This window comes from Klebsiella sp. C360, from assembly GCF_048822415.1.
Taxonomy (GTDB): domain Bacteria; phylum Pseudomonadota; class Gammaproteobacteria; order Enterobacterales; family Enterobacteriaceae; genus Klebsiella; species Klebsiella quasipneumoniae.
This window is the reverse complement of the sequence record NZ_JBMEZZ010000002.1, coordinates 170,721-191,888: the sequence shown is the minus strand read 5'-3', so window position 1 is coordinate 191,888 and position 21,168 is coordinate 170,721. Positions and strand designations below refer to the sequence as shown.

Genomic DNA, 21,168 nt, shown 5'->3' with positions numbered 1-21,168 from the left:
ATTCGCCGAAGCGCTAGCTCGCGGCGGGCAGCAAGCCATCCGCGCGGAACATCGCCTTAATGCCGCGGATCGCCTGACGCGTCCGGTCCCGGTTCTCGATCAGCGCGAAGCGGACATGGGTATCGCCATAATCGCCAAAGCCAATCCCCGGAGAAACGCATACCTTCGCTTCGTTAAGCAGCTTTTTCGCGAACTCCAGCGAGCCCATGTCGGCGTAAGGTTCCGGAATTTTCGCCCAGACGTACATGGACGCTTTCGGACACTCCACCATCCAGCCGGCCTCATGGAGCCCTTTCACCAGCACATCGCGGCGGCGCTTATACTGTTCAGCGATATCCCGCACGCATTGCTGATCGCCCTCCAGGGCAGCGATCGCCGCCACCTGCAGCGGCGTAAACGTGCCGTAGTCATGGTAGCTTTTGATGCGGGCAAGGGCGTTCACCAGGGTCTTATTACCGACCATAAAGCCAATGCGCCAGCCGGCCATGTTATAGCTTTTCGACAGGGTAAAGAACTCGACAGCGACATCGCGTGCGCCGGGCACCTGCATGATGGAGGGCGCTTTCCAGCCGTCATACACGATATCGGCATAGGCCAGATCGTGGACGACCAGGATGTCATACTGCTTCGCCAGGGCGACAACCTTTTCAAAGAAATCCAGCTCGACGCACTGCGCGGTCGGATTCGAGGGAAAGCCAAGGATCATCATCTTCGGCTTCGGATAGCTCTCGCGGATGGCGCGTTCCAGTTCGTTAAAGAAATCCACCCCTTCCACCAGCGGCACCGAGCGCACCTGCGCCCCGGCAATCACCGCGCCGTAGATATGGATCGGGTAGCTGGGGTTCGGCACCAGCACGGTGTCGCCATGATCCAGCGTCGCCAGCATCAGGTGCGCCAGCCCCTCTTTCGAACCAATGGTGACGATCGCTTCCGATTCCGGATCGATATCGACGTTATAGCGTTCTTCATACCAGCGCGAAATAGCGCGACGCAGGCGTGGGATCCCCCGCGAGGTAGAGTAACCATGGGTGTCAGGCCGCTGGGCGACGGTGCAGAGTTTTTCCACGATATGCGGCGGCGTCGCGCCATCGGGATTGCCCATACTGAAATCGATAATATCTTCGCCGCGCCGGCGCGCAGCCATTTTCAGTTCGGCAGTAATATTAAAAACGTACGGGGGGAGACGATCGATACGCGTAAAACGGCGTTCAGGACTGGATTCAGCCATAGGTTCCTCTGATTAACGTTAGCGCCCGGACCGTCCGAGCGACGCTGCCGCTGTTGCGGCTCGTTTAGAAAATAACCTGAAAAAAATCACGTTGTCGAGTGCCCTGACGAAAAATAATCACTGGCGTTAAAAACGGGTATCGTCTGCGCTAAATACGGCAGTACGCTGCGGAATGAATACCGTTTTGTCTGCAAGTGGTAACATATTGATATCTTTTCTATCACGGGTATTTATCGTTTCTTCTGGCGTCTGGCGGTACATCGCCTCCCCACCCCTCAATCCCCTTTTAAAAGTGAGCCTTTTCCTCATTATTTTTCTGCGGCTGGTCTTCTGTCGTCAGGTTTTTTATCATGTCCTTTTCTGGCCACTGACGCGGCGCACCCATGCACGAAATCTTTACTATGATGCTGGCGGTCTATGATCGTGCGGCCCTGATGCTTATTTGCCTGTTTTTTCTCATTCGCCTGCGCCTGTTCCGCGAACTGTTGCATAAGTCGGCGCATACGCCGAAAGAGCTGCTGGCTGTCACCGCCATTTTCTCGCTGTTCGCGCTCTTCAGTACCTGGTCCGGTGTGCCGGTGGAAGGATCGCTGGTAAACGTGCGCATCATCGCCGTGATGTCCGGCGGGATCCTGTTTGGTCCCTGGGTGGGGGCCATTGTCGGGGTGATTGCCGGTGTGCACCGCTATCTGATTGATATTGACGGCGTGACCGCCGTGCCCTGCTTTATCACCAGCATCATCGCCGGCCTGCTGTCGGGGTTGATTAACCGCAAAGTGGCCCGCGATCAACGCTGGAAAATCGGCATTCTGGCCGGAATGGTCTGCGAGACTCTGACCATGATCCTGGTGGTGATCTGGGCCCCTTCCCTCAGCCTCGGCGTGGATATTGTCTCGAAAATTGGTATCCCGATGATCCTCGGCAGCGTCTGCATCGGTTTTATCGTGCTGCTGGTGCAGAGCGTGGAAGGGGAAAAGGAGGCCAGCGCCGCGCGGCAGGCGAAACTGGCGCTCGACATTGCCAACAAAACCCTGCCGCTGTTCCGTCAGGTCAACAGCGATTCTCTGCGCCAGGTTTGCGACATTATCCGCCGCGACATTACCGCCGACGCGGTGGCGATCACCAATACGGAACACGTGCTGGCCTACGTGGGCGTCGGTGAAGCCAACTATCAACATCATAACGATGTCATCAGTCCCACCACCCGACAGGCCATCCGTTATGGAAAAATCATTATTAAAAACAATGATGAAGCCCACCGTACGCCGGAGATCCACTCCTTGATGGTCATTCCGCTGTGGGAAAAAGGGGTGGTCACCGGTACGCTAAAAATCTATTACTGCCACGCCCATCGCATCACCTCGACGCTGCAGGAGATGGCGATAGGCCTGTCACAAATCATCTCCACCCAGCTGGAGGTTTCCCGCGCCGAACAGCTACGGGAGATGGCCAACAAAGCGGAGCTGCGCGCTCTGCAAAGCAAGATTAACCCGCACTTTTTATTCAATGCCCTGAACGCGATCTCCTCCTCGATTCGCCTTAATCCGGACACCGCGCGCCAGCTCATTTTTAATCTGTCGCGCTATCTGCGCTATAACATCGAATTAAAAGACGATGAGCAGATTGATATCAAACGAGAGCTGTATCAGATCAAAGATTACATCGCCATTGAACAGGCGCGATTCGGCGACAAACTGACGGTTATCTATGATATTGACGACGACGTCAGCTGCGTGATCCCAAGCCTGCTTATCCAGCCTCTGGTGGAAAATGCCATTGTGCACGGCATTCAGCCGTGTAAAGGGAAAGGCGTGGTGACGATCGGTATCAATGAGTGCGGTAATCGGGTTCGCATCAGCGTTCGCGACACCGGCAACGGCATCGATCCCGCCGTGGTCGCCCGCGTGGAAGCCGATGAAATGCCGGGTAACAAAATCGGCCTGCTCAACGTTCATCATCGGGTGAAACTTCTCTATGGCGAGGGGCTGCATATCCGCACCCTGACGCCAGGAACGGAGATCGCTTTTTATGTCCCCAATCACTCTACGCCGCAGGCGCTGACGGAGTCTCTGTTGTCATGAGCGGAGAAAAGATGAAAGTTATCATTGTGGAGGATGAGTTTCTGGCCCAACAGGAACTCTCCTGGCTTATCAACACCCACAGCCAGATGGAGATCGTCGGCAGCTTTGACGACGGACTGGACGTGCTGAAATTTCTCCAGCACAACAAGGTCGACGCCATCTTTCTCGATATCAATATTCCATCGCTGGACGGCGTTCTGCTGGCGCAGAACATCAGCCAGTTCGCCCATAAGCCTTTTATCGTCTTTATCACCGCGTGGAAAGAACACGCCGTGGAAGCCTTTGAGCTGGAGGCGTTTGACTACATTCTGAAGCCCTACCAGGAGTCGCGCATCATCAATATGCTGCAGAAGCTGACCGCCGCCTGGCAGCAGCAGAATAACGCCGCTTCCGGGTTAACCAGCGTGGCGCCTCGGGAAAACGACACCATCAATCTGATAAAAGATGAGCGGATCATCGTCACCAGCATTCATGATATCTATTATGCCGAGGCGCACGAGAAGATGACCTTCGTCTACACTCGCCGGGAGTCATTCGTCATGCCGATGAACATTACCGAATTCTGCAGCAAACTGCCCACCGCACATTTCTTTCGCTGTCACCGCTCGTACTGTGTGAATCTCAGCAAAATTCGGGAAATTGAGCCGTGGTTTAACAATACCTATGTGCTACGCCTGCGCGACCTGGAGTTTCAGGTTCCGGTCAGTCGCAGTAAAGTGAAAGAGTTTCGCCAGCTGATGAATCTGTAGACGGCGGGGAGCCCCGCCTGGCCGGGCTACGACAGTAGCCCGGGAGGAATGCGCTTACAGCACCTGACCCAGCGTCTGACGCAGATGCGCGCCGGAGCCCAGCAGGCCTGGGTTATCATGCACGATCAGGTAAACCGGGATATCCTGGACATAGGCTTTAAAACGGCCTTTGTCCTCAAAACCGCCGCGGAAGCCGGAGGCTTTAAAGAACTCCAGGAAGCGCGGCACGATGCCGCCAGCGATATAGACGCCGCCAAACGTCCCCAGGGTCAGCGCCAGGTTTCCACCGAAGCGCCCCATAATGACGCAGAACAGCGACAGCGCCCGGCGACAGTCGGTGCAGCTATCCGCCAGCGCCCGCTCGGTGACCTCACGCGGCTGCAGGTTCTCCGGCAGTCGACCATCCGATTTGACTATCGCGCGATAAAGGTTAACCAGACCAGGACCGGAGAGGACGCGTTCTGCGGAGACATGCCCCAGCTCAGCGCGCAGCTCTTCCAGAATAATGCCCTCTTCTTCGCTGTTCGGCGCAAAATCGACATGGCCGCCTTCGCCCGGCAGGCTGACCCAGCGCTTATCAACGTGTACCAGATGGGCTACGCCCAGCCCGGTTCCGGCGCCATAAACGGCGATCGGTTTGCCGGCTACCGGCGCGCTGCCGCCGAACTGAATCAGGTGCTCGGCTTTCAGCATCGGGATGGCCATTGAAACGGCGGTAAAATCGTTAATAATCTCAAGGTGCGCAAAGCCAAGGTTGCGCTTCATCTCGGCGATGGAGAAGGCCCAGGTATGGTTGGTCATCGCCACCCAGTCGCCGGTGATCGGGCAGGCGATAGCGATACAGCCTTCGCTGACCGTCACCTGGTGCTCCTCGAGATAGACGCGCACCACCGCCTCCAGACTGGGGTAATCGAGCCCGGAATAGGTCTTTGCACGAGAGATCTCTCCGCTCGCCAGATCACACAGCGCCAGGCGGGCGTTGGTCCCCCCGACATCTCCTACTAAAGCAAATTTTGTCATTCCGTTACGGCTCCGCTAAAGTCAAAATAAATCTTTTGGCACACTGTAAATTCATGGCGGCTTAACAACAACGTCCAACTCGCGGACGCCCCTTGTTTAGCGACACAGGTCACATTTAGTTTGTAATCAATGCAAAGTAGCCTATTAACGAGGCCACGGGTATCAGACGCCGCCTTAACTTTATCGTTTCAGCACCATTTGCATCGACGGTCCCCGCCGACAAAGGCAAAGTAGTGCTCCTGAACTTTAACAAGGACATTTTCATGCTCCATCCTCGCGCCAGAACAATGCTGATCCTGTCGGTGCCGGCTATCCTGATTGGCATCGCCTCCAGTCTGATCCTGATCGGCGCGATGAAGATTGCCGCGTTGCTGCAGCGCATCCTGTGGAGCAATCTGCCTGTGCAGTTTGGAGTAAGCGCCGAGAACCCGCTGTGGATCATCGCCATTCTCACGGCGACGGGGATCGCGGTGGGCCTGGTCGTCCGTTACAGCCCGGGGCATGCCGGGCCGGACCCGGCGACCGAGTCGTTAATCGGCGCGCCCATTGCCACCGGCGCGCTGCCCGGGCTGCTGGCGGCGCTGATCCTTGGCCTCGCCGGCGGCGTCAGCCTCGGCCCGGAGCATCCGATTATGGTGGTGAATATTGCGCTGGCCGTCGCCGTCGGCTCCCGACTGTTCCCACGGGTCAGCTCTCTGGACTGGACCATTCTCGCGGCCTCAGGCACCATCGGCGCCCTCTTCGGCACCCCGGTGGCCGCCGCGCTGATTTTTTCGCAAACCCTCAACAGCAGCAACGAGTCGCCGCTATGGGATCGTCTGTTTGCCCCGATGCTTGCCGCCGCCGCGGGCGCGCTGACGACCGGGCTGTTTTTCCACCCCCACTTCACGCTGCCGCTCCCACACTATAGCCAGATGCACTTCGTCGATATTATCAGCGGCATGATCGTCGCCCTGATCGCTATCGCCGTCGGTATGGTCGCCGTCTGGTGTCTGCCGCGCCTGCACACGCTGATGCATCGCCTGAAAAACCCGATCCTGACGCTGGGCCTCGGCGGCTTACTGTTAGGGATCCTCGGGACCATTGGCGGACATTTAACGTTGTTTAAGGGGCTGGATGAGATGCAGCAGCTGGCCTTCAGCCAGACGCTGACCGCCTCGGATTATCTGCTCATCGCGCTGGTGAAACTGGCTGCGCTGGTTCTCGCCTCGGCCTGCGGCTTTCGCGGCGGGCGGATTTTCCCCGCGGTCTTCGTCGGCGTGGCGCTGGGGCTGATGCTGCATGCCCACGTGGACGCCGTGCCGGCGGCGATCACCGTCTCCTGCGCGATCCTCGGCATGGTGCTGGTCGTCACCCGCGACGGCTGGCTGAGCCTGTTTATGGCCGCCGTGGTGGTGCCGGACACCACGCTGCTGCCGCTGCTGTGCATTGTGATGCTCCCGGCCTGGCTGCTGCTGGCCGGGAGGCCCTTGATGATTGCCAGACACCATACCGACTAAACGCGGCTGTTTCGTTCCTCCAGCGCCTGCGTCACCGCGCGCAGGAAATCGGGGATATCCATTTTCGGCAGCATCACTTCCACCAGGGTGAGCATATCGGAGGTGATGCTCTCCGCCATCGCCTCCCGTAGCTCATCGGTGTGCGTAACCCGCCAGCAGCGCGAGGCGACATCCGGGGCGAAGGCTTCCGGCAGGCGTCGCCAGTCCCACAGGGCAATGTCATTGTAGCGCTGCTCCGGGCCGTGAATCGCCCGTTCCACGGTATACCCTTCGTTATTCAGCAGCAGAATAAGCGGCTTTTGCTTATCGCGCAGCATAGAGCCCATCTCCTGAATCGTCAGCTGGGCGGCGCCATCGCCGACGATCAGCACCACCCGCCGCTCTGCCGCCGCGGTTTGCGCGCCATAGGCGGCCGGGAGGGTAAAACCAATCGAGCCCCACAGCGGCTGGACGATCAGCGACGCCTCTGACGGTAGCTTCAGCGCGGCAATGCCGAAGGCGGCCGTCCCCTGGTCGGCGAGAATAATATCGCCGGGACGCAGCCCCCCCTGCACCGTCGCCCAGAAATTTTTCTGCGTGAGTTCGCCGTCGGCCCCCTCCTCCACTTCCGGCGCCACGACCTGAGGCGCAGCCCACTCCGCCGCCAGCGGTGCGGAAAGGGTCATCAGCGCAGCCAGTGCCTGATCCATCGGCACGCCGCTGAACCAGTGATCGCCCACCCTGACCGCGAAGGGCTGGATCTCTATCGTCTTATCCCGCGCCAGATGCTGGGTGAATCCCGCGGTGATGGTGTCGGTGAAGCGCGTGCCGATGCAGATGATGGTGTCGGCGTTTTCGATGGCCTCCCGGGTCTGCGGCGCGCTGGCGATACCGCTGTAGGTGCCGACAAAACCTCTCTGCTGCTCATCGAACAGCCCCTTGCCCATTAGCATGGTGGCGTGGGCGACGGGGGTTTTCGCTACCCATTCCCGGAGCGTGTTTTGCAGGCCATAGCGTTGCGCGAGGAAGTCCGCCAGCAGGGAGATGCGTCGACTGCCCCGCAGCAGGCGGCTGGCATGCTCGCAGAATCCGGCGAGCTGGTTTTCATCCGCCGGAGCGGCCTCCACCAGCAAGCGCTGCGCTGGGGCAATCGCTGCCGCTCTGGCGACATCGGCCGGCAGCATCAGATAGCCAGGCCGATGATGCGTCAGCATATCGCGCAGAACACGGTCGATCTCATGGCAGGCGTTACCGGCGGTCAGCAGCGCCTGGCTACAGGTGATCTGCTCGCTCATCCGCGCAAAATGGCGGAAATCGCCGTCGCCCAGGGTGTGATGCAGCAGTTCGCCGCGCTGCTGAGCGCCAGTGGAGGGCGCGCCGACGATATGTAATACCGGAATATGCTCCGCATAGCTGCCCGCCACGCCGTTCAGGGCGCTCAGTTCGCCGACGCCGTAGGTTGTTAGTAACGCACCGGCTCCCTTAATGCGTGCATAACCGTCAGCAGCATAGGCCGCATTGAGCTCGTTGGCGCAGCCGACCCACCCCAACGCATTGTGCGCAATGACCCGGTCGAGAAACTGTAAGTTGTAATCTCCCGGCACGCCGAACAAGCGGTCAATACCGCAGTCGACGAGGCGATCCAGCAGATAATCCCCAATAGTGTAAGTCGGTTGCATATCCATTTTCCTCATTTTGGCGCAGGTGTAATTTGAGTATTGAATAAGCGATCCGCCTGTCCAGAAAGGGAGCGATAAAGGCGGTGTAAAGCAATAATTACGCCGAAAAAGCGATGTACTCCACGCAGAACATTGATTAGTGTAAACGTATACACACCCTGTTTTATCTGCGGAGGAAGAATGGTTTACCAGGCAAGTACCACGCGATATCAAACGATGGCCTATCGTCGCTGCGGCCGCAGCGGCCTTCAGCTGCCGGCAATTTCTCTCGGTCTGTGGCATAACTTTGGCGATGAAACGCGGGTGGAAACCAGCCGGCAGATGCTCCAGCACGCATTTGACCTCGGCATTACCCATTTCGACCTGGCCAACAACTATGGGCCGCCGCCGGGCTCGGCGGAGAGCAATTTTGGCCGCATCCTCAAAGAGGCGCTCCTGCCCTATCGCGATGAGTTGATCATCTCCACCAAGGCGGGCTACACCATGTGGGACGGCCCTTACGGCGACTGGGGTTCACGCAAATATCTGGTGGCCAGCCTTAACCAGAGCCTGCAGCGCATGGGGCTGGAATATGTCGATATTTTTTATCATCACCGCCCGGACCCGGAGACACCGCTGACGGAAACGATGCGCGCGCTTGACCACCTTGTCCGCCAGGGTAAAGCGCTGTACGTCGGCATCTCCAACTATCCGCTGGCCCAGGCGCGGGAGGCGGTGAAGATCCTTAACGATCTCGGCACCCCCTGCGTCATTCACCAGCCCCGCTACTCCATGTTTGAACGCGGCGTGGAAGAGGGGCTGCTGGATTTTTTGCAGACGGAAGGGGTGGGAAGTATAGCGTTTTCACCGCTGGCCGGCGGACAGCTCACCGACCGCTATCTCAACGGCATTCCGGCAGACTCACGTGCCGCCAGCAGCAGTCGTTTTCTGCAGCCGGAGCAGCTGACCAGCGCCAGATTAGAAAAAATTCGTCAGCTGAATACGCTGGCGGAAGCACGCGGGCAGAAGCTGTCGCAGATGGCGCTGGCCTGGGTGCTGCGTGAGGAGAAAGTCACCTCCGTGCTGATCGGCGCCAGCAAAACCGCCCAGCTGGATGACGCTGTCGGAATGCTGAAACATCGTCATTTCAGCGCCGAAGAGTGCGCCGCGATTGATGCCATCCTGGCGCTGTAAAGCAAATGTTACTTTAGCAAAAAGTGCTCTTTTCTGTGCTTTCGGAGTTCGTCCGATGCGATAGGTCTTTACCGGCCCGTAATATCACGTTAACAGGCCGCTTAGGGCCCCGATCGTGAAGGAGAAGAGTATGTTCAGGTCACTGATTCTGGCAGCAGTACTGCTGGCCGCAGCGCCATTAGTCGCTAACGCTGGTGAAATCACCCTGTTGCCATCGATAAAATTACAAATTGGCGATCGTGACAATTACGGTAACTACTGGGACGGTGGCAGCTGGCGCGACCGTGATTACTGGCGTCGTCACTATGAATGGCGTGATAACCGTTGGCATCGTCATGACAACGGCTGGCACAAAGGCTGGTACAAAGGCAGAGATAAAGCCTGGGAGCGCGGCTATCGCGCCGGCTGGAGCGACCGCGACGATCGCCGCGGCGGCTGGGGACGTGGTCCCGGCGGGCGTGGTCACGGTCATGGACATGGCCATCACTAACAGACGAAAAGGGGAGCCCATCGGCTCCCCTTCGCTTTATTCCGCATCAGGAGGCCATTAATCCACCCCGAGCAGCGATCCCACAATTAACCAGCCGTTCAGGCTCACCACAATCGCGACTATCGCCCAGCCGATGCCTCTCACCCAGCGGGTATTCACCAGGTCTCCCATTAGCTTTGCATTGCTGGTAAATATCAGCAGCGGTACCAGGGCAAGCGCAATACCAAAGCTCAGCAACACCTGACTCATCACCAGGATGCGCGTTGGATCCAGCCCCAGCAGAATGACGACAAACGACGGCAGCATGGTGACCGCCCGGCGAAACCACAGCGGAATATGAAAGCGAATGAAGCCCTGCATAACCACCTGACCTGCGAGAGTCCCCACCACCGTCGATGATAAACCTGCAGCGACCAGACTGAGGCCAAAGATGGTCGCCGCCGCATGGCTCAGCAGCGGCTCCAGCGTTCTGTAAGCCTGATCAAGATCGGCGACGCCGGTATGGCCATTGAAATGGAATGCCGCCGCGGCGGTCGCCATCATCGCCAGGTTGACGAACCCGGCAATGGTCATGGCGATCGCCACATCCCAGCGGGTCGCGTTATAGCGCTCTTTTCGCGTCCCGCCGTGCAGGTGCTGGGTAAGCGAGGAGTGTAAGTAGATCACGTGCGGCATAATGGTGGCCCCCAGCACCCCGGCGGCTAAGAATACCGCCTCGCCGTTGGGCAGCGTAGGGATCGCCAGCCCTTTGGTCAGGGGAGCCAGCGCGGGCTGGGAAAAGATCAACTCAACGACATAGGCGACGGCTACAAACAGCAGCAAGCCGCCAATCACCTTCTCCAGCGGTTTTTGTCCGCGCCGCTGCAGCATCAGGATCAGGAAGGTCGCCACCCCGGTCAGCACCGCCCCTTGCAGAAGCGATACGCCCAGCACCAGCTTAAAGCCTATCGCAGCACCGATAAATTCGGCCAGGTCGGTGGCCATGGCGATGATTTCCGCCTGCACCCAGTAAAACCACACTACCGGGCGCGGGTAATGGTCGCGGATCTGCTCGGCCAGGTTTTTACCGGTGGCAATGCCGAGTTTGGCAGAGAGCACCTGGATCAGCATTGCCATCAGGTTGGCCCATACCACCACCCACAGCAGCTGATAGCCAAAGCTGGCGCCAGCCTGAATATTCGTGGCGAAATTACCCGGATCGATATAGCCAATGGCAGCGACGAAAGCTGGCCCCATTAAGGCGAGCTTCACCTTGCGCGCGGCGCGACTACTGCTATTCTCAACGCGACTGCTAGTCATCTTCTGCCTCTGGAAATATAGCCTTTGCTATGTTTCATGCTATCAAAATGCAAATGATTATCAAGTTCATTTAGAATGGAGATAATGATTGCTGTGATAGGAGGGAACAATTGCTGGCCGGAAATGAAAAACGGGCGTCAGTAAACCCGATCGCGCCCGCTGTTAAGAGTAGTACAAGAATGCAACTTTTAAAACCTTTACGTAACATAACAAAAGTGGATGTTTGATCACTATTTTTGCCATTGGTCACAGTTCCTTGCAATAGTGTGCAATTGATCTCGTTTTCTTTAAAGCCGTTGCATAGAATGTGCACGGAAATTTAACCTGCCTCATATTTGGAGCAACTATGGACCGCGTCTTGCATTTTGTCCTCGCGATCGTTGTGGTGGCTATACTGGCCCTGTTGGTCAGTCATGACCGTAAAAAGATCCGTATTCGTTATGTTGTTCAACTGCTTGTCATTGAAGTCCTGCTGGCCTGGTTCTTCCTGAACTCCGATATTGGTCTGGGTTTTGTGAAAGGCTTCTCCGAGATGTTTGAAAAACTTCTCGGCTTTGCCAACGAAGGGACAAACTTCGTGTTCGGCAGCATGAACGACAAAGGTCTGGCCTTCTTCTTCCTTAAGGTTCTGTGCCCTATCGTCTTCATTTCCGCGTTGATCGGTATTTTGCAGCATATTCGCATCCTGCCGATTGTTATTCGCGCCATCGGTACCGTGCTGTCGAAAATCAACGGCATGGGCAAGCTGGAGTCCTTCAACGCCGTCAGCTCGCTGATCCTCGGCCAGTCGGAAAACTTTATTGCCTATAAAGATATTCTCGGCAAAATGTCGCGCAACCGTATGTACACCATGGCGGCGACCGCGATGTCCACCGTATCGATGTCCATCGTCGGCGCATACATGACCATGCTGCAGCCGAAGTACGTCGTCGCGGCGCTGGTGCTCAACATGTTCAGCACCTTTATCGTTCTGTCGTTGATTAACCCGTACCGTGTGGAAGAGAGTGAAGAAAATCTGCAGATGTCGAATCTGCACGAAGGTCAAAGCTTCTTCGAGATGCTGGGCGAGTACATTCTGGCGGGCTTTAAAGTCGCGATTATCGTGGCGGCGATGCTGATCGGCTTCATCGCGCTGATCTCCGCGCTGAACGCCCTGTTCGCCACTGTGACCGGCTGGTTCGGCTACAGCATCTCCTTCCAGGGGATCCTTGGCTATATCTTCTACCCGGTCGCCTGGGTGATGGGCGTGCCGGCAAGCGAAGCGCTGCAGGTGGGCAGTATTATGGCTACCAAGCTGGTCTCCAATGAATTCGTCGCCATGATGGATCTGCAGAAAATCGCCTCGACGCTCTCCCCTCGCGCGGAAGGCATTATCTCTATCTTCCTGGTCTCCTTCGCCAACTTCTCGTCTATCGGCATCATCGCCGGGGCGATCAAAGGTCTGAACGAAGAACAGGGCAACGTGGTTTCTCGCTTCGGTCTGAAGCTGGTTTACGGCTCCACGCTGGTCAGCGTCCTGTCTGCTTCTATTGCGGCTCTGGTTCTGTAACAGGCGCCTGTCATCTGAGCCGGGCGATGCCCGGCTTTTTTTTACCCGTCATTCGCCCAGCGGCTGAGGCTTGCCCACCAGGTAGCCCTGCAGATAATTCACCCCCAGCTCCAGCAAGCGCGCTTTTTGCGGTTCGCTTTCGACATATTCCGCCACCACGCTCATCCGTTTCGCCCGCGCCATCTCGACAATCGATTTCACCATAATGGCGTCCAGCGGGTCAGTGAGGATGTCGCGGACGAAGCAGCCGTCAATCTTGATGATATCGGCCTGGAGATGCTTCAGTCGTTCATAGTTCGCATATCCGGTGCCAAAGTCATCAATGGCGATGGCGCAGCCAAACGCGCGCAGCGCTTCAAGATTTTGCCGGCTGATGTCGGCATTGGAAAAGGCCTGCTCTTCAGTGACTTCAATAGTGATAAGGTCTGGTGAGACCGCATAGCGTTGAAACAGCGCGATAATCTGCGCGGCGCTATCCTTTTGCATCAGGGTCGCAGGCAGCAGATTGACCGAGAATCGCTGGCCAGCGTGCTGATGAAGCACGCTGAACAAGGTCTCCAGCACCAGCATGTCGAAACGTTGGCTGAGGTTAAATTGCACAATCAACGGGATAAACTGATCGGGCATAATGACGCTATCGCCACAGCGCATCCGGGTGAGGATCTCATGATATCCCTCCCCTTCCCTGTTCTGAATCGGTTGCGCATAGAGCATGAGCGCCCGCTCTTTGAGCACCTGCTTGACGCGCATGAGGAGGCGCACCTGCTCGGTGGTTTGATCCACCACCAGCTCCTGCTCCTCATCCAGCGCCAGCACCCGACGTTCGCTGCCCGCCTGTTCGGAAAGCCAGCTTAGCTGACCCAGCATCTGGTGAAGTCCCTCGCGCTGACCGTCGTCGCGGCCCCAGGCCGCGCCAAACTCCAGATCCAGCGGCTGATTGTGCCAGCTGAATTTTTTGTGGTTGAGAACCGCGACCATATGGTGCAAACGGGATGAGGGTTCCGGTCCATCAAGCACGAGGATCAGTTCGCTGCCCGGCACCTGGAAAACTTTATCCGCCGCCCCCAGCAGCGGTTGCAGCGCCCGAATAATCTGCCGTTTACAGTCCACCCCCATCATCAGGCCATAATGCCTGCTGAGAAAGTCGAGATTATGAATACGCAGGCTGCAGATAACCTGCTGCGGACAGCTTTGTAAATGGCTCTCCAGCGCGCGCAGGTTAGGCAAGCCAGTCAGCGGATCTTCTTCCGCCTGACTACGCCAGCGGCGTTTATTGCGATCGCTGCGGGCATAGGTGTCTGCCATATAAAACAAACAGATAGTAAAGGAGATTAACACTGAGAGCACAAAGGATAATGAATACTCGCTTTGGACGCCCTGGAGAAAGTTTTTGTTATACACCACCAGTAAAAAAGCCGAAACCGACCATGAAATACGCAGCAGCGCATGACCAATCCGGCTAATCCCGATAAAGTAGACGATAAAAATCACCGGAACTAAATAACCGGCAATAAATTCAGACTGATACGGCGCACACAATAGCGTTAATATCACCGCCAGAGCGATAAACCAATATAGCGTAAAGGAACGATATTTTGCTGCCAGCCACGGTAAACATTCCTGCCGCCAGAATCGTCGAGCGTAGCGTGGATTGATAATCATCCGCATTGGATAATATAAAAAGGTGGTAAAAATTAATGCTGCGCTGATTAAACTTTGAATATCTATTACGGTGTAAATCAACGGCATACTACCAAAATAGCTGGTAATAGATAGGGGAAACGCAAAATATTGTCCGGCGAGGTACATGGTGATTTTCAGCAGCACCGGCGCGAAGAACCCGCCCCAGAAGATCCGCGCCCCCATATGTTTCGCCGTTGGACCACAGCGCCAGCGCTTACCCACCATCAGTCTTAGAATAGCGCAGGAGACGAACACCGCAAACAGCTGACAAAAGAGTAAGATAAACGCCTGCGGTAGCGTTAATTTAATTATCAGGCTATTGGTAATGGCAAATGCGAGAATTAATGGCGCAATCGCATAGCGACCAAAGATAAAAATAACAGAAAACATTACGCTGATTGGCAGCCAGGCAATATAAATAAGATTGCCATCAATAACCGTTTGCGGTGAAATAAAACGAGCCAGCGGAATAGCGACTAAACAGACGATAAAGGCCAACAGAGTTTTTTTGATATTAATGTTAATTTTATCAACCATTATTGTTAATTAAAACTCCGGCAACCTCATTACGCTTAATGGGGGAAATGTTATGTTGCTTATTTAGGGCAAGCAAGGTGAATTATCAGGAAAAAGTCTGAAATTACTTTCGATTTTAATAGCTGGAGATTAACTGACGTAACCAGAAAGTGCTTTACATGAAAATAGATAAAAAAAACCCCCGCCGAAGCGAGGGTTCTGAATTTTGGTGGAGCTAAGCGGGATCGAACCGCTGACCTCTTGCATGCCATGCAAGCGCTCTCCCAGCTGAGCTATAGCCCCACATGACCTCTTTACGAACCAAATCCGCTGGGTGCAGAATTTGGTGGAGCTAAGCGGGATCGAACCGCTGACCTCTTGCATGCCATGCAAGCGCTCTCCCAGCTGAGCTATAGCCCCGTAACGTAAAGCGTGTCGTGTTGACGGGCGGCATAATATGAATTCCTCGCTCAGGTGTCAACGGCAAAATTATCCTTCTCGATTCAATCGCTGAAAAAGCAGGCAACCTGCTGAGATTGCGAGCCTTATCGCAGCCAGAAGTTAAGCAGGTCACCTTTTCCAGTAAAAGGATGCTATAACATGGACAGCTAATTCCCATACATTTACTCAGGAAATAGTATGCTCAAGGAACGAATGACACCTGAAGAAATAGCCCATCTGACCGGCTACAGCCGGCAAACTATCAATAAGTGGGTGCGGAAAGAAGGCTGGCAGACCTCTCCGCGGCCTGGCGTCCAGGGCGGTAAGGCGCGCCTGGTCCATGTCAATGAGCAAGTCAGGGAGTTTATCCGCAGCGCCCAGCGCGTGGCGGAGACGCCCGGCACCTATTCTCCCCACGACAGCGATCTGGAATCGCTGCTGCTGACCCTCTGTAAAGAACTCACTCCCAGCGAGCAGAAGCAGCTTATGTCGCTGCTGTTACGCGAGGGGATCACCGGGTTACTGCTTCGGTTAGGGATCCGCGATCGGTAAACCATGATGAAACTAAAAGATAAAATGACGCCCGGAGCTTGCCGACTGCCTGGGGCTGGCGAGACAAACGATCAATCGCTGGGTTCGTGAGAAGAAATGGCGCACGGAAACGATACCCGGCGTCAAAGGAGGCCGAGCGCGGCTGGTGGTCATCGACCAACCGGTGCGCGAGTTTCTGACGAACATTCCCGCCAGACGCCATCTGTTTAGCGACAATCATCTCGCGGAATCGCCAGGCGCTTACCTGGTCAATGAAGCGGACGCGATCTGGCGGCAAATCACAGAAACCCTGCAACTGATGACTCCGGCAGAACAGCTGCAGCTCCGCGACCTGCTGGCCCGGGAAGGGATTAGCGGTTTTCTTGCCCGCCTCGGCATCGCCAGCCCGGCGTAACAGACAAAAAAAACGGCAGGGATATCCTGCCGTTTTATCATCCAGGTCCCCGTCAGGACGCCTGGCCTTCGCGATCAGCGATAAAAGCCAGCGCTTTATTGATACGCTCTACGCTACGGGACTTGCCGATTGCATGGACGGTAACGTCAAGCGCAGGAGACTGCCCTGCACCGGTAACGGCCACGCGCAGCGGCATACCGACTTTACCCATGCCCACTTCCAGCTCATCAGCGGTCGCCTGAATCGCGTGGTGGACGTTTTCCGCCGTCCAGTCGCTAATCGCCGCCAGCTTGTCGCGGACGACTTCCAGCGGCTGACGCGCTACCGGACGCAGATGTTTCTTCGCCGCGTCGGCGTCGAATTCAGCGAACTCTTCATAGAAGTAGCGGCAGCTCTGGGCAATCTCTTTCAGCGTTTTGCAACGCTCGCCCAGCAGCTTCACCAACTCGGCCAGCTGCGGGCCGTTGCGGGTATCGATATTTTCCTGCTCAATATGCCACTGCAGATGCGTCGCCACATACTCCGCCGGCAGCGTATTGATGTAATGATGGTTCAGCCACAGCAGCTTGTCGGTGTTGAACGCACTCGCGGATTTGCTGACCGCCCCCAGCGAGAAGAACTCGATCATCTCTTCGCGGGTGAAGATCTCCTGATCGCCATGGGACCAGCCCAGACGCACCAGATAGTTCAGCAGCGCTTCCGGCAGGTAGCCATCGTCGCGATACTGCATCACGCTGACCGCCCCGTGGCGTTTGGAGAGTTTCTTGCCATCGTCGCCGTTGATCATCGATACGTGCGCGTATACCGGCACCGGCGCATTCAGCGCTTTAAGGATGTTGATCTGGCGCGGCGTGTTGTTGATATGATCTTCACCACGGATCACGTGGGTGATCGCCATGTCCCAGTCATCCACTACGACGCAGAAGTTGTAGGTCGGGGAACCATCGGTACGGCGAATGATCAGATCGTCCAGCTCCTGGTTGCTGAACTCGATAGGTCCGCGGATCTGATCGTCAAAAATAACCGACCCTTCCTGCGGGTTGGCGAAACGCACCACGCACGGCTCATCGTCGGCATGATGCTCGTGGCTATGGCGGCAGCGTCCATCGTAACGCGGCTTCTCACCGTTCGCCATTTGCTCTTCGCGCAACGCTTCCAGACGCTCTTTTGAGCAATAGCATTTATAAGCGGTACCGGCTTCCAGCATCTCATCGATCACGTTGTTATAACGATCGAAACGTTTAGTCTGGTAATAGGGACCTTCGTCCCATTGCAGATTCAGCCAGTTCATGCCATCCATGATGGCTTCAATTGCTTCCGGGGTGGAGCGTTCGAGATCGGTGTCTTCAATACGCAGTACAAACTCACCGCCGTGGTTACGGGCAAAAAGCCAGGAATAGAGAGCAGTACGCGCACCGCCAACGTGCAGATAGCCGGTTGGGCTTGGCGCGAAGCGAGTTTTGATTTTCATGAATTGGCCTTACGTTTAATAAAGATGCCGATAGCCGGCAATGTCCGGTGGAAATTATGGGTCAATATTCTAACACCGTGGGCTGATTCCTCAATGTTGTTCCCGTCGGAACGTCGTGGTTTGCCGTTTTTGTTTATAAATCATGCTATGACGCCGCTTTTGCGATCGCTTTGTTTAATTTTACGACGAACGAACGAATTCTTTAGAAAAGGCGTTGACTCATTTTCAACTCTCCCTATAATGCGACTCCACACAGCGGGGGTGATTAGCTCAGCTGGGAGAGCACCTCCCTTACAAGGAGGGGGTCGGCGGTTCGATCCCGTCATCACCCACCACTACTTAACGTAGTCTCCGCCGTGTAGAACAGAAAATTGAGAAGTGGGTGATTAGCTCAGCTGGGAGAGCACCTCCCTTACAAGGAGGGGGTCGGCGGTTCGATCCCGTCATCACCCACCACTTTCTCGCCAGCTGGATTTTCTGTCAAAATGTGAAGTACCGAAGTGGGTGATTAGCTCAGCTGGGAGAGCACCTCCCTTACAAGGAGGGGGTCGGCGGTTCGATCCCGTCATCACCCACCACTTCGGGTCGTTAGCTCAGTTGGTAGAGCAGTTGACTTTTAATCAATTGGTCGCAGGTTCGAATCCTGCACGACCCACCAATGTAAAAAGGCGCCCTAAAGGCGCCTTTTTGCTATGCGCGGAACTCAACGATTCGAACCTGCAGCAGGTTCGGGTCGAACGCAGTGAGACAACGGAGCCGCTTGCGGCGACGGCCCGAAGGGCGAGGCGAAGCCGAGTCATCCTGCACGACCCACCAATGTAAAAAGGCGCCCTAAAGGCGCCTTTTTGCTATGCGCGGAACTCAACGATTCGACAAAATTGTCGGGAACAATTTTGAACAACGCGGCGGCGTTGGCCCGTAGGGCGAGTCTCAGGATGAGACGAGTGTCTCTGCAGCAGGTTCGGGTCGAACGCAGTGAGACAACGGAGCCGCTTGCGGCGACGACCCGAAGGGCGAGGTGAAGCCGAGTCATCCTGCACGACCCACCAATGTAAAAAGGCGCCCTAAAGGCGCCTTTTTGCTATGCGCGGAACTCACGCTCTGGCCACGAGCCTCCCCGTGGCGATAAACCGCTATCAACGCTGATACAGCGGATCTTCAACCCTGGCAGCGGTGAGATTCTCCCCTTCTTCTCGCACGATTTCCCATAACGCCTGGGCGGCGGTCGACAGCGAGCGATTTTTCCGGCATGCCAGCATCAGCTGCCGCTCCATTATCGGAGTGAGTCGCTTCACGGCCAGATGGTTTCCCTGCGGTAACGGCAGCGCCAGCGCCGGCAGTACGCTGATGCCAATTCCCGACTCCACCATCGGAAACAGCGTTGCCGGATGGCCAATCTCCTGCACAATGTTCGCCCGCACAGCCAGCCTGCTGAGAGCCGCATCAATCAGCGGACGGCTGCCGGAGGCATAGTCCTGCAGGATCAGTCTCTCATTCTGTAGCGCCTGCCATGGCACTTCAGTCAGGCTGGCAAAAGGATGATCCTCCCGGCAGAGCAGCAAAAAAGGTTCCGCCAGGACCACTTCACATTGCAGGTCCGCCGCCGGGCCAGGGTCAATCACAATGCCGAAATCCACTTCCCCCTGGCGAATACTCTCCAGCACCCACTGCTGGGGCCGGTCGTGCAGGACGAAATCGATATCAGGATAGCGACGATTGCTGTGGGCAATACACTGGGGAATAAGGTGGGCGGAAATCGTCTGACTGGCGGCAACCTTGACGGTGCCGCTCAGCTGCTGGCCTACCCGACCGGCATCGCGCAGCGTCACCGCCAGCTCATCGAGCAAGCGCTCCAGCCTGCCTGCCAGCTGCTGACCCGCCTCGGTGAGGACCACCTCCCGGGTGGTACGGTCGAGGAGACGGACCCCGGTCTGATGCTCCAGCTCCTTGACGCTGTGGCTGACGGCCGACTGGCTTAAGCCAATCATCTCCCCCGCCCGGCTAAAGCTCCTGGCGCGGGCGACGGTAACAAATACTTTTAACTGACGCAGAGAGTAATTCATCTTTTTTATTCATGAATAGATGCAATAAATCAATTTTATTTCTCAAATCAAAAAAAGCACAATAACGCATCTCTTTTCAGGAGCGTTTATGAAACTTTTCCGCATTCTCGATCCGTTTACGGCAACCCTGGTCACCGTTGTCCTGTTGGCCTCATTCTTCCCGGCCCGGGGCGCTTTCGTCCCCTTCTTTGAACACCTGACCACCGCCGCCATCGCCCTGCTGTTCTTTATGCACGGCGCCAAACTCTCCCGTGAGGCAATTATCGCCGGCGGCAGCCACTGGCGTTTGCATCTCTGGGTGATGTGCAGCACCTTTATTCTCTTCCCGGTGCTGGGGGTCCTGTTTGCCTGGTGGGCGCCGGTGAAGGTCGATCCGATGCTCTACAGCGGCTTTATTTATTTGTGCATTCTGCCGGCCACCGTGCAATCCGCCATCGCCTTCACCTCGCTGGCCGGAGGCAACGTCGCGGCGGCGGTCTGCTCAGCCTCGGCCTCCAGCCTGTTGGGCATCTTTGTTTCACCGCTGCTGGTGGGTGCCCTGATGAACCTTCATGGCGCAGGCGGTAGCCTCGAGCAGGTCGGAAAGATCATGTTGCAGCTGCTGTTGCCTTTCGTGCTCGGCCATTTATCGCGGCCGTGGATCGGCAACTGGGTGGCGAAGCATAAGAAGTGGATTGGTAAGACCGACCAGACCTCGATTCTGCTGGTGGTTTACTCCGCCTTTAGCGAGGCGGTGGTGAACGGCATCTGGCATAAAGTGGGTCTGGGATCGCTGCTGTTTATCGTGGTGGTCAGCCTGGTGCTGCTGGCCATCGTCATCGCGGTCAATGTGTTCGTCGCCCGCCGCTGCGGCTTTAACAAAGCCGATGAAATTACCATCGTCTTCTGCGGTTCGAAAAAGAGCCTGGCCAACGGCATCCCGATGGCCAATATTCTCTTTCCGACCTCCATCCTCGGCATCATGGTGCTGCCGCTGATGATCTTCCATCAAATCCAGCTGATGGTCTGCGCGGTGCTGGCGCGGCGCTATAAACAGCAAACCGATGCGCGTCTCGCTCAGGAAAAGGCCAACGCCGCCAAAGCTTAACGCGCTTTCTTCAGGGGCTGGACCAGATCGCTCAGCCCCTCGCTTTTAATCAGCAGGGTCAGCGCCATCAGCTCGCCGAGATGGCCGGCAGGGAATTGATCCTTGCGCGCGAACCACAATAAATACTCCTCCGGGACATCGATTAAACGACGCCCCTTGTATTTACCGAACGGCATCTCAGTATTGGCGATCTCCACCAGCTGCGCTTTATCCAC

The 21,168-nt window shown here is 56.3% G+C and carries 17 protein-coding genes, 6 tRNA genes, 2 other RNA genes and 1 pseudogene; 15 read left to right on the top strand and 11 right to left on the bottom strand.

Annotated features, from left to right (window positions below; translation table 11 throughout):
• Nucleotides 1-13: 13 nt before the first annotated feature.
• Both alaC and ACOI7D_RS06850 read right to left on the bottom strand, forming a co-directional pair.
• Nucleotides 14-1,228 (bottom strand): alanine transaminase, encoded by a 1,215-nt coding sequence (alaC, locus tag ACOI7D_RS06855; RefSeq protein WP_004202031.1) that lies wholly within the window; start codon nt 1,226-1,228, stop codon nt 14-16.
• A 286-nt stretch (nt 1,229-1,514) separates the two neighbouring features.
• On the bottom strand, nt 1,515-1,613 hold the full coding sequence (locus ACOI7D_RS06850; protein WP_032428955.1) for a hypothetical protein: 99 nt from the start codon (nt 1,611-1,613) through the stop codon (nt 1,515-1,517).
• Here ACOI7D_RS06850 and ACOI7D_RS06845 point away from each other — a divergent pair.
• The gene (locus tag ACOI7D_RS06845) at nt 1,612-3,309 is read left to right on the top strand and encodes a sensor histidine kinase (protein ID WP_023290579.1); all 1,698 of its coding nucleotides are present in this window, start codon (nt 1,612-1,614) and stop codon (nt 3,307-3,309) included. The genes ACOI7D_RS06850 and ACOI7D_RS06845 overlap by 2 nt on opposite strands.
• An 11-nt stretch (nt 3,310-3,320) precedes the next feature.
• Nucleotides 3,321-4,058, top strand: a complete 738-nt coding sequence (locus tag ACOI7D_RS06840; protein ID WP_023290580.1) for a LytR/AlgR family response regulator transcription factor — start codon at nt 3,321-3,323, stop codon at nt 4,056-4,058.
• Between the two features lie 54 nt (nt 4,059-4,112).
• On the opposite strand, the gene glk is transcribed toward ACOI7D_RS06840, so the two are convergent.
• Nucleotides 4,113-5,078, bottom strand: coding sequence for a glucokinase (glk, locus tag ACOI7D_RS06835; RefSeq protein ID WP_004202027.1), 966 nt, complete (start codon nt 5,076-5,078; stop codon nt 4,113-4,115).
• Nucleotides 5,079-5,341: 263 nt separating this feature from the next.
• Between glk and ACOI7D_RS06830 the strand changes: the two genes are divergently transcribed.
• A complete protein-coding gene (locus ACOI7D_RS06830; protein WP_023290581.1) occupies nt 5,342-6,577 on the top strand; it encodes an ion channel protein in 1,236 nt (411 codons plus the stop codon).
• Here ACOI7D_RS06830 and ACOI7D_RS06825 read toward each other — a convergent pair.
• Nucleotides 6,574-8,235: an alpha-keto acid decarboxylase family protein gene (locus ACOI7D_RS06825; RefSeq protein ID WP_109547075.1), complete on the bottom strand. Its 1,662-nt coding sequence runs from the start codon at nt 8,233-8,235 to the stop codon at nt 6,574-6,576. The two genes, ACOI7D_RS06830 and ACOI7D_RS06825, sit on opposite strands and share 4 nt — an antisense overlap.
• A 180-nt stretch (nt 8,236-8,415) precedes the next feature.
• Between ACOI7D_RS06825 and mgrA the strand changes: the two genes are divergently transcribed.
• Together mgrA and ACOI7D_RS06815 are read left to right on the top strand one after the other, a co-directional pair.
• Nucleotides 8,416-9,408 (top strand): L-glyceraldehyde 3-phosphate reductase, encoded by a 993-nt coding sequence (gene mgrA / locus ACOI7D_RS06820; protein WP_023290583.1) that lies wholly within the window; start codon nt 8,416-8,418, stop codon nt 9,406-9,408.
• A 130-nt stretch (nt 9,409-9,538) separates the two neighbouring features.
• Nucleotides 9,539-9,898 carry a DUF2502 domain-containing protein gene (locus ACOI7D_RS06815; RefSeq protein ID WP_023290584.1) on the top strand — a complete coding sequence of 120 codons (360 nt, stop codon included), beginning with the start codon at nt 9,539-9,541 and terminating at the stop codon, nt 9,896-9,898.
• A 57-nt stretch (nt 9,899-9,955) separates the two neighbouring features.
• Here the strand turns inward: ACOI7D_RS06815 and ACOI7D_RS06810 are convergent, their stop codons facing one another.
• Nucleotides 9,956-11,197 (bottom strand): Nramp family divalent metal transporter, encoded by a 1,242-nt coding sequence (locus ACOI7D_RS06810; RefSeq protein WP_004202021.1) that lies wholly within the window; start codon nt 11,195-11,197, stop codon nt 9,956-9,958.
• Between the two features lie 346 nt (nt 11,198-11,543).
• Here ACOI7D_RS06810 and nupC point away from each other — a divergent pair, with 346 nt between their 5' ends.
• Nucleotides 11,544-12,746, top strand: coding sequence for a nucleoside permease NupC (gene nupC / locus ACOI7D_RS06805; RefSeq protein ID WP_012540950.1), 1,203 nt, complete (start codon nt 11,544-11,546; stop codon nt 12,744-12,746).
• A 48-nt stretch (nt 12,747-12,794) separates the two neighbouring features.
• Here the strand turns inward: nupC and ACOI7D_RS06800 are convergent, their stop codons facing one another.
• The 3 genes from ACOI7D_RS06800 to ACOI7D_RS06790 all read right to left on the bottom strand — a co-directional run bounded on the left by ACOI7D_RS06800 (nt 12,795) and on the right by ACOI7D_RS06790 (nt 15,365).
• Entirely contained in the window at nt 12,795-14,966 is a 2,172-nt protein-coding gene (locus ACOI7D_RS06800) for an EAL domain-containing protein (RefSeq protein WP_049013226.1), read from the bottom strand.
• Between the two features lie 206 nt (nt 14,967-15,172).
• Nucleotides 15,173-15,248: transfer RNA gene (locus ACOI7D_RS06795), tRNA-Ala, on the bottom strand.
• A gap of 41 nt (nt 15,249-15,289) precedes the next feature.
• Nucleotides 15,290-15,365, bottom strand: a tRNA-Ala gene (locus ACOI7D_RS06790).
• A gap of 219 nt (nt 15,366-15,584) precedes the next feature.
• Between ACOI7D_RS06790 and ACOI7D_RS06785 the strand changes: the two genes are divergently transcribed.
• Both ACOI7D_RS06785 and ACOI7D_RS06780 read left to right on the top strand, forming a co-directional pair.
• Entirely contained in the window at nt 15,585-15,938 is a 354-nt protein-coding gene (locus tag ACOI7D_RS06785; RefSeq protein ID WP_004202017.1) for a YfeC-like transcriptional regulator, read from the top strand.
• Nucleotides 15,939-15,941: 3 nt separating this feature from the next.
• Nucleotides 15,942-16,332: pseudogene (locus ACOI7D_RS06780) on the top strand (MerR family transcriptional regulator).
• Between the two features lie 52 nt (nt 16,333-16,384).
• On the opposite strand, the gene gltX reads toward ACOI7D_RS06780, so the two are convergent.
• Nucleotides 16,385-17,803: a glutamate--tRNA ligase gene (gene gltX, locus ACOI7D_RS06775; protein ID WP_109547074.1), complete on the bottom strand. Its 1,419-nt coding sequence runs from the start codon at nt 17,801-17,803 to the stop codon at nt 16,385-16,387.
• 259 nt (nt 17,804-18,062) lie between these two features.
• Here gltX and ACOI7D_RS06770 point away from each other — a divergent pair.
• The 6 genes from ACOI7D_RS06770 (at nt 18,063) to ACOI7D_RS06745 (ending at nt 18,852) form a co-directional block, all read left to right on the top strand.
• Nucleotides 18,063-18,138 (top strand) — tRNA-Val (locus ACOI7D_RS06770).
• A 45-nt stretch (nt 18,139-18,183) separates the two neighbouring features.
• Nucleotides 18,184-18,259: transfer RNA gene (locus ACOI7D_RS06765), tRNA-Val, on the top strand.
• 46 nt (nt 18,260-18,305) lie between these two features.
• Nucleotides 18,306-18,381, top strand: a tRNA-Val gene (locus tag ACOI7D_RS06760).
• 4 nt (nt 18,382-18,385) lie between these two features.
• Nucleotides 18,386-18,461, top strand: a tRNA-Lys gene (locus tag ACOI7D_RS06755).
• Nucleotides 18,462-18,483: 22 nt separating this feature from the next.
• Nucleotides 18,484-18,619: non-coding RNA, RtT sRNA (locus ACOI7D_RS06750), on the top strand.
• A 95-nt stretch (nt 18,620-18,714) separates the two neighbouring features.
• Nucleotides 18,715-18,852, top strand: a non-coding RNA gene (locus tag ACOI7D_RS06745) — RtT sRNA.
• Nucleotides 18,853-18,939: 87 nt separating this feature from the next.
• On the opposite strand, the gene ACOI7D_RS06740 is transcribed toward ACOI7D_RS06745, so the two are convergent.
• A complete protein-coding gene (locus ACOI7D_RS06740; RefSeq protein WP_109547073.1) occupies nt 18,940-19,866 on the bottom strand; it encodes a LysR family transcriptional regulator in 927 nt (308 codons plus the stop codon).
• 88 nt (nt 19,867-19,954) lie between these two features.
• Here ACOI7D_RS06740 and ACOI7D_RS06735 point away from each other — a divergent pair, with 88 nt between their 5' ends.
• Entirely contained in the window at nt 19,955-20,953 is a 999-nt protein-coding gene (locus ACOI7D_RS06735; protein ID WP_023290588.1) for a bile acid:sodium symporter family protein, read from the top strand.
• Here ACOI7D_RS06735 and ACOI7D_RS06730 read toward each other — a convergent pair.
• A complete protein-coding gene (locus ACOI7D_RS06730; protein ID WP_004202007.1) occupies nt 20,950-21,168 on the bottom strand; it encodes a DUF3820 family protein in 219 nt (72 codons plus the stop codon). The two genes, ACOI7D_RS06735 and ACOI7D_RS06730, sit on opposite strands and share 4 nt — an antisense overlap.

Coding starts and splice junctions, on each gene's coding strand:
- ACOI7D_RS06800 (WP_049013226.1), bottom strand. CDS start 14,966: ATGGTTGATAAAATTAACATTAATATCAAAAAAACTCTGTTGGCCTTT.
- ACOI7D_RS06735 (WP_023290588.1), top strand. CDS start 19,955: ATGAAACTTTTCCGCATTCTCGATCCGTTTACGGCAACCCTGGTCACC.
- mgrA (WP_023290583.1), top strand. CDS start 8,416: ATGGTTTACCAGGCAAGTACCACGCGATATCAAACGATGGCCTATCGT.
- ACOI7D_RS06825 (WP_109547075.1), bottom strand. CDS start 8,235: ATGCAACCGACTTACACTATTGGGGATTATCTGCTGGATCGCCTCGTC.
- ACOI7D_RS06785 (WP_004202017.1), top strand. CDS start 15,585: ATGCTCAAGGAACGAATGACACCTGAAGAAATAGCCCATCTGACCGGC.
- ACOI7D_RS06845 (WP_023290579.1), top strand. CDS start 1,612: ATGCACGAAATCTTTACTATGATGCTGGCGGTCTATGATCGTGCGGCC.
- ACOI7D_RS06815 (WP_023290584.1), top strand. CDS start 9,539: ATGTTCAGGTCACTGATTCTGGCAGCAGTACTGCTGGCCGCAGCGCCA.
- ACOI7D_RS06810 (WP_004202021.1), bottom strand. CDS start 11,197: ATGACTAGCAGTCGCGTTGAGAATAGCAGTAGTCGCGCCGCGCGCAAG.
- gltX (WP_109547074.1), bottom strand. CDS start 17,803: ATGAAAATCAAAACTCGCTTCGCGCCAAGCCCAACCGGCTATCTGCAC.
- ACOI7D_RS06830 (WP_023290581.1), top strand. CDS start 5,342: ATGCTCCATCCTCGCGCCAGAACAATGCTGATCCTGTCGGTGCCGGCT.
- ACOI7D_RS06740 (WP_109547073.1), bottom strand. CDS start 19,866: ATGAATTACTCTCTGCGTCAGTTAAAAGTATTTGTTACCGTCGCCCGC.
- ACOI7D_RS06850 (WP_032428955.1), bottom strand. CDS start 1,613: ATGGGTGCGCCGCGTCAGTGGCCAGAAAAGGACATGATAAAAAACCTG.
- alaC (WP_004202031.1), bottom strand. CDS start 1,228: ATGGCTGAATCCAGTCCTGAACGCCGTTTTACGCGTATCGATCGTCTC.
- nupC (WP_012540950.1), top strand. CDS start 11,544: ATGGACCGCGTCTTGCATTTTGTCCTCGCGATCGTTGTGGTGGCTATA.
- glk (WP_004202027.1), bottom strand. CDS start 5,078: ATGACAAAATTTGCTTTAGTAGGAGATGTCGGGGGGACCAACGCCCGC.
- ACOI7D_RS06840 (WP_023290580.1), top strand. CDS start 3,321: ATGAAAGTTATCATTGTGGAGGATGAGTTTCTGGCCCAACAGGAACTC.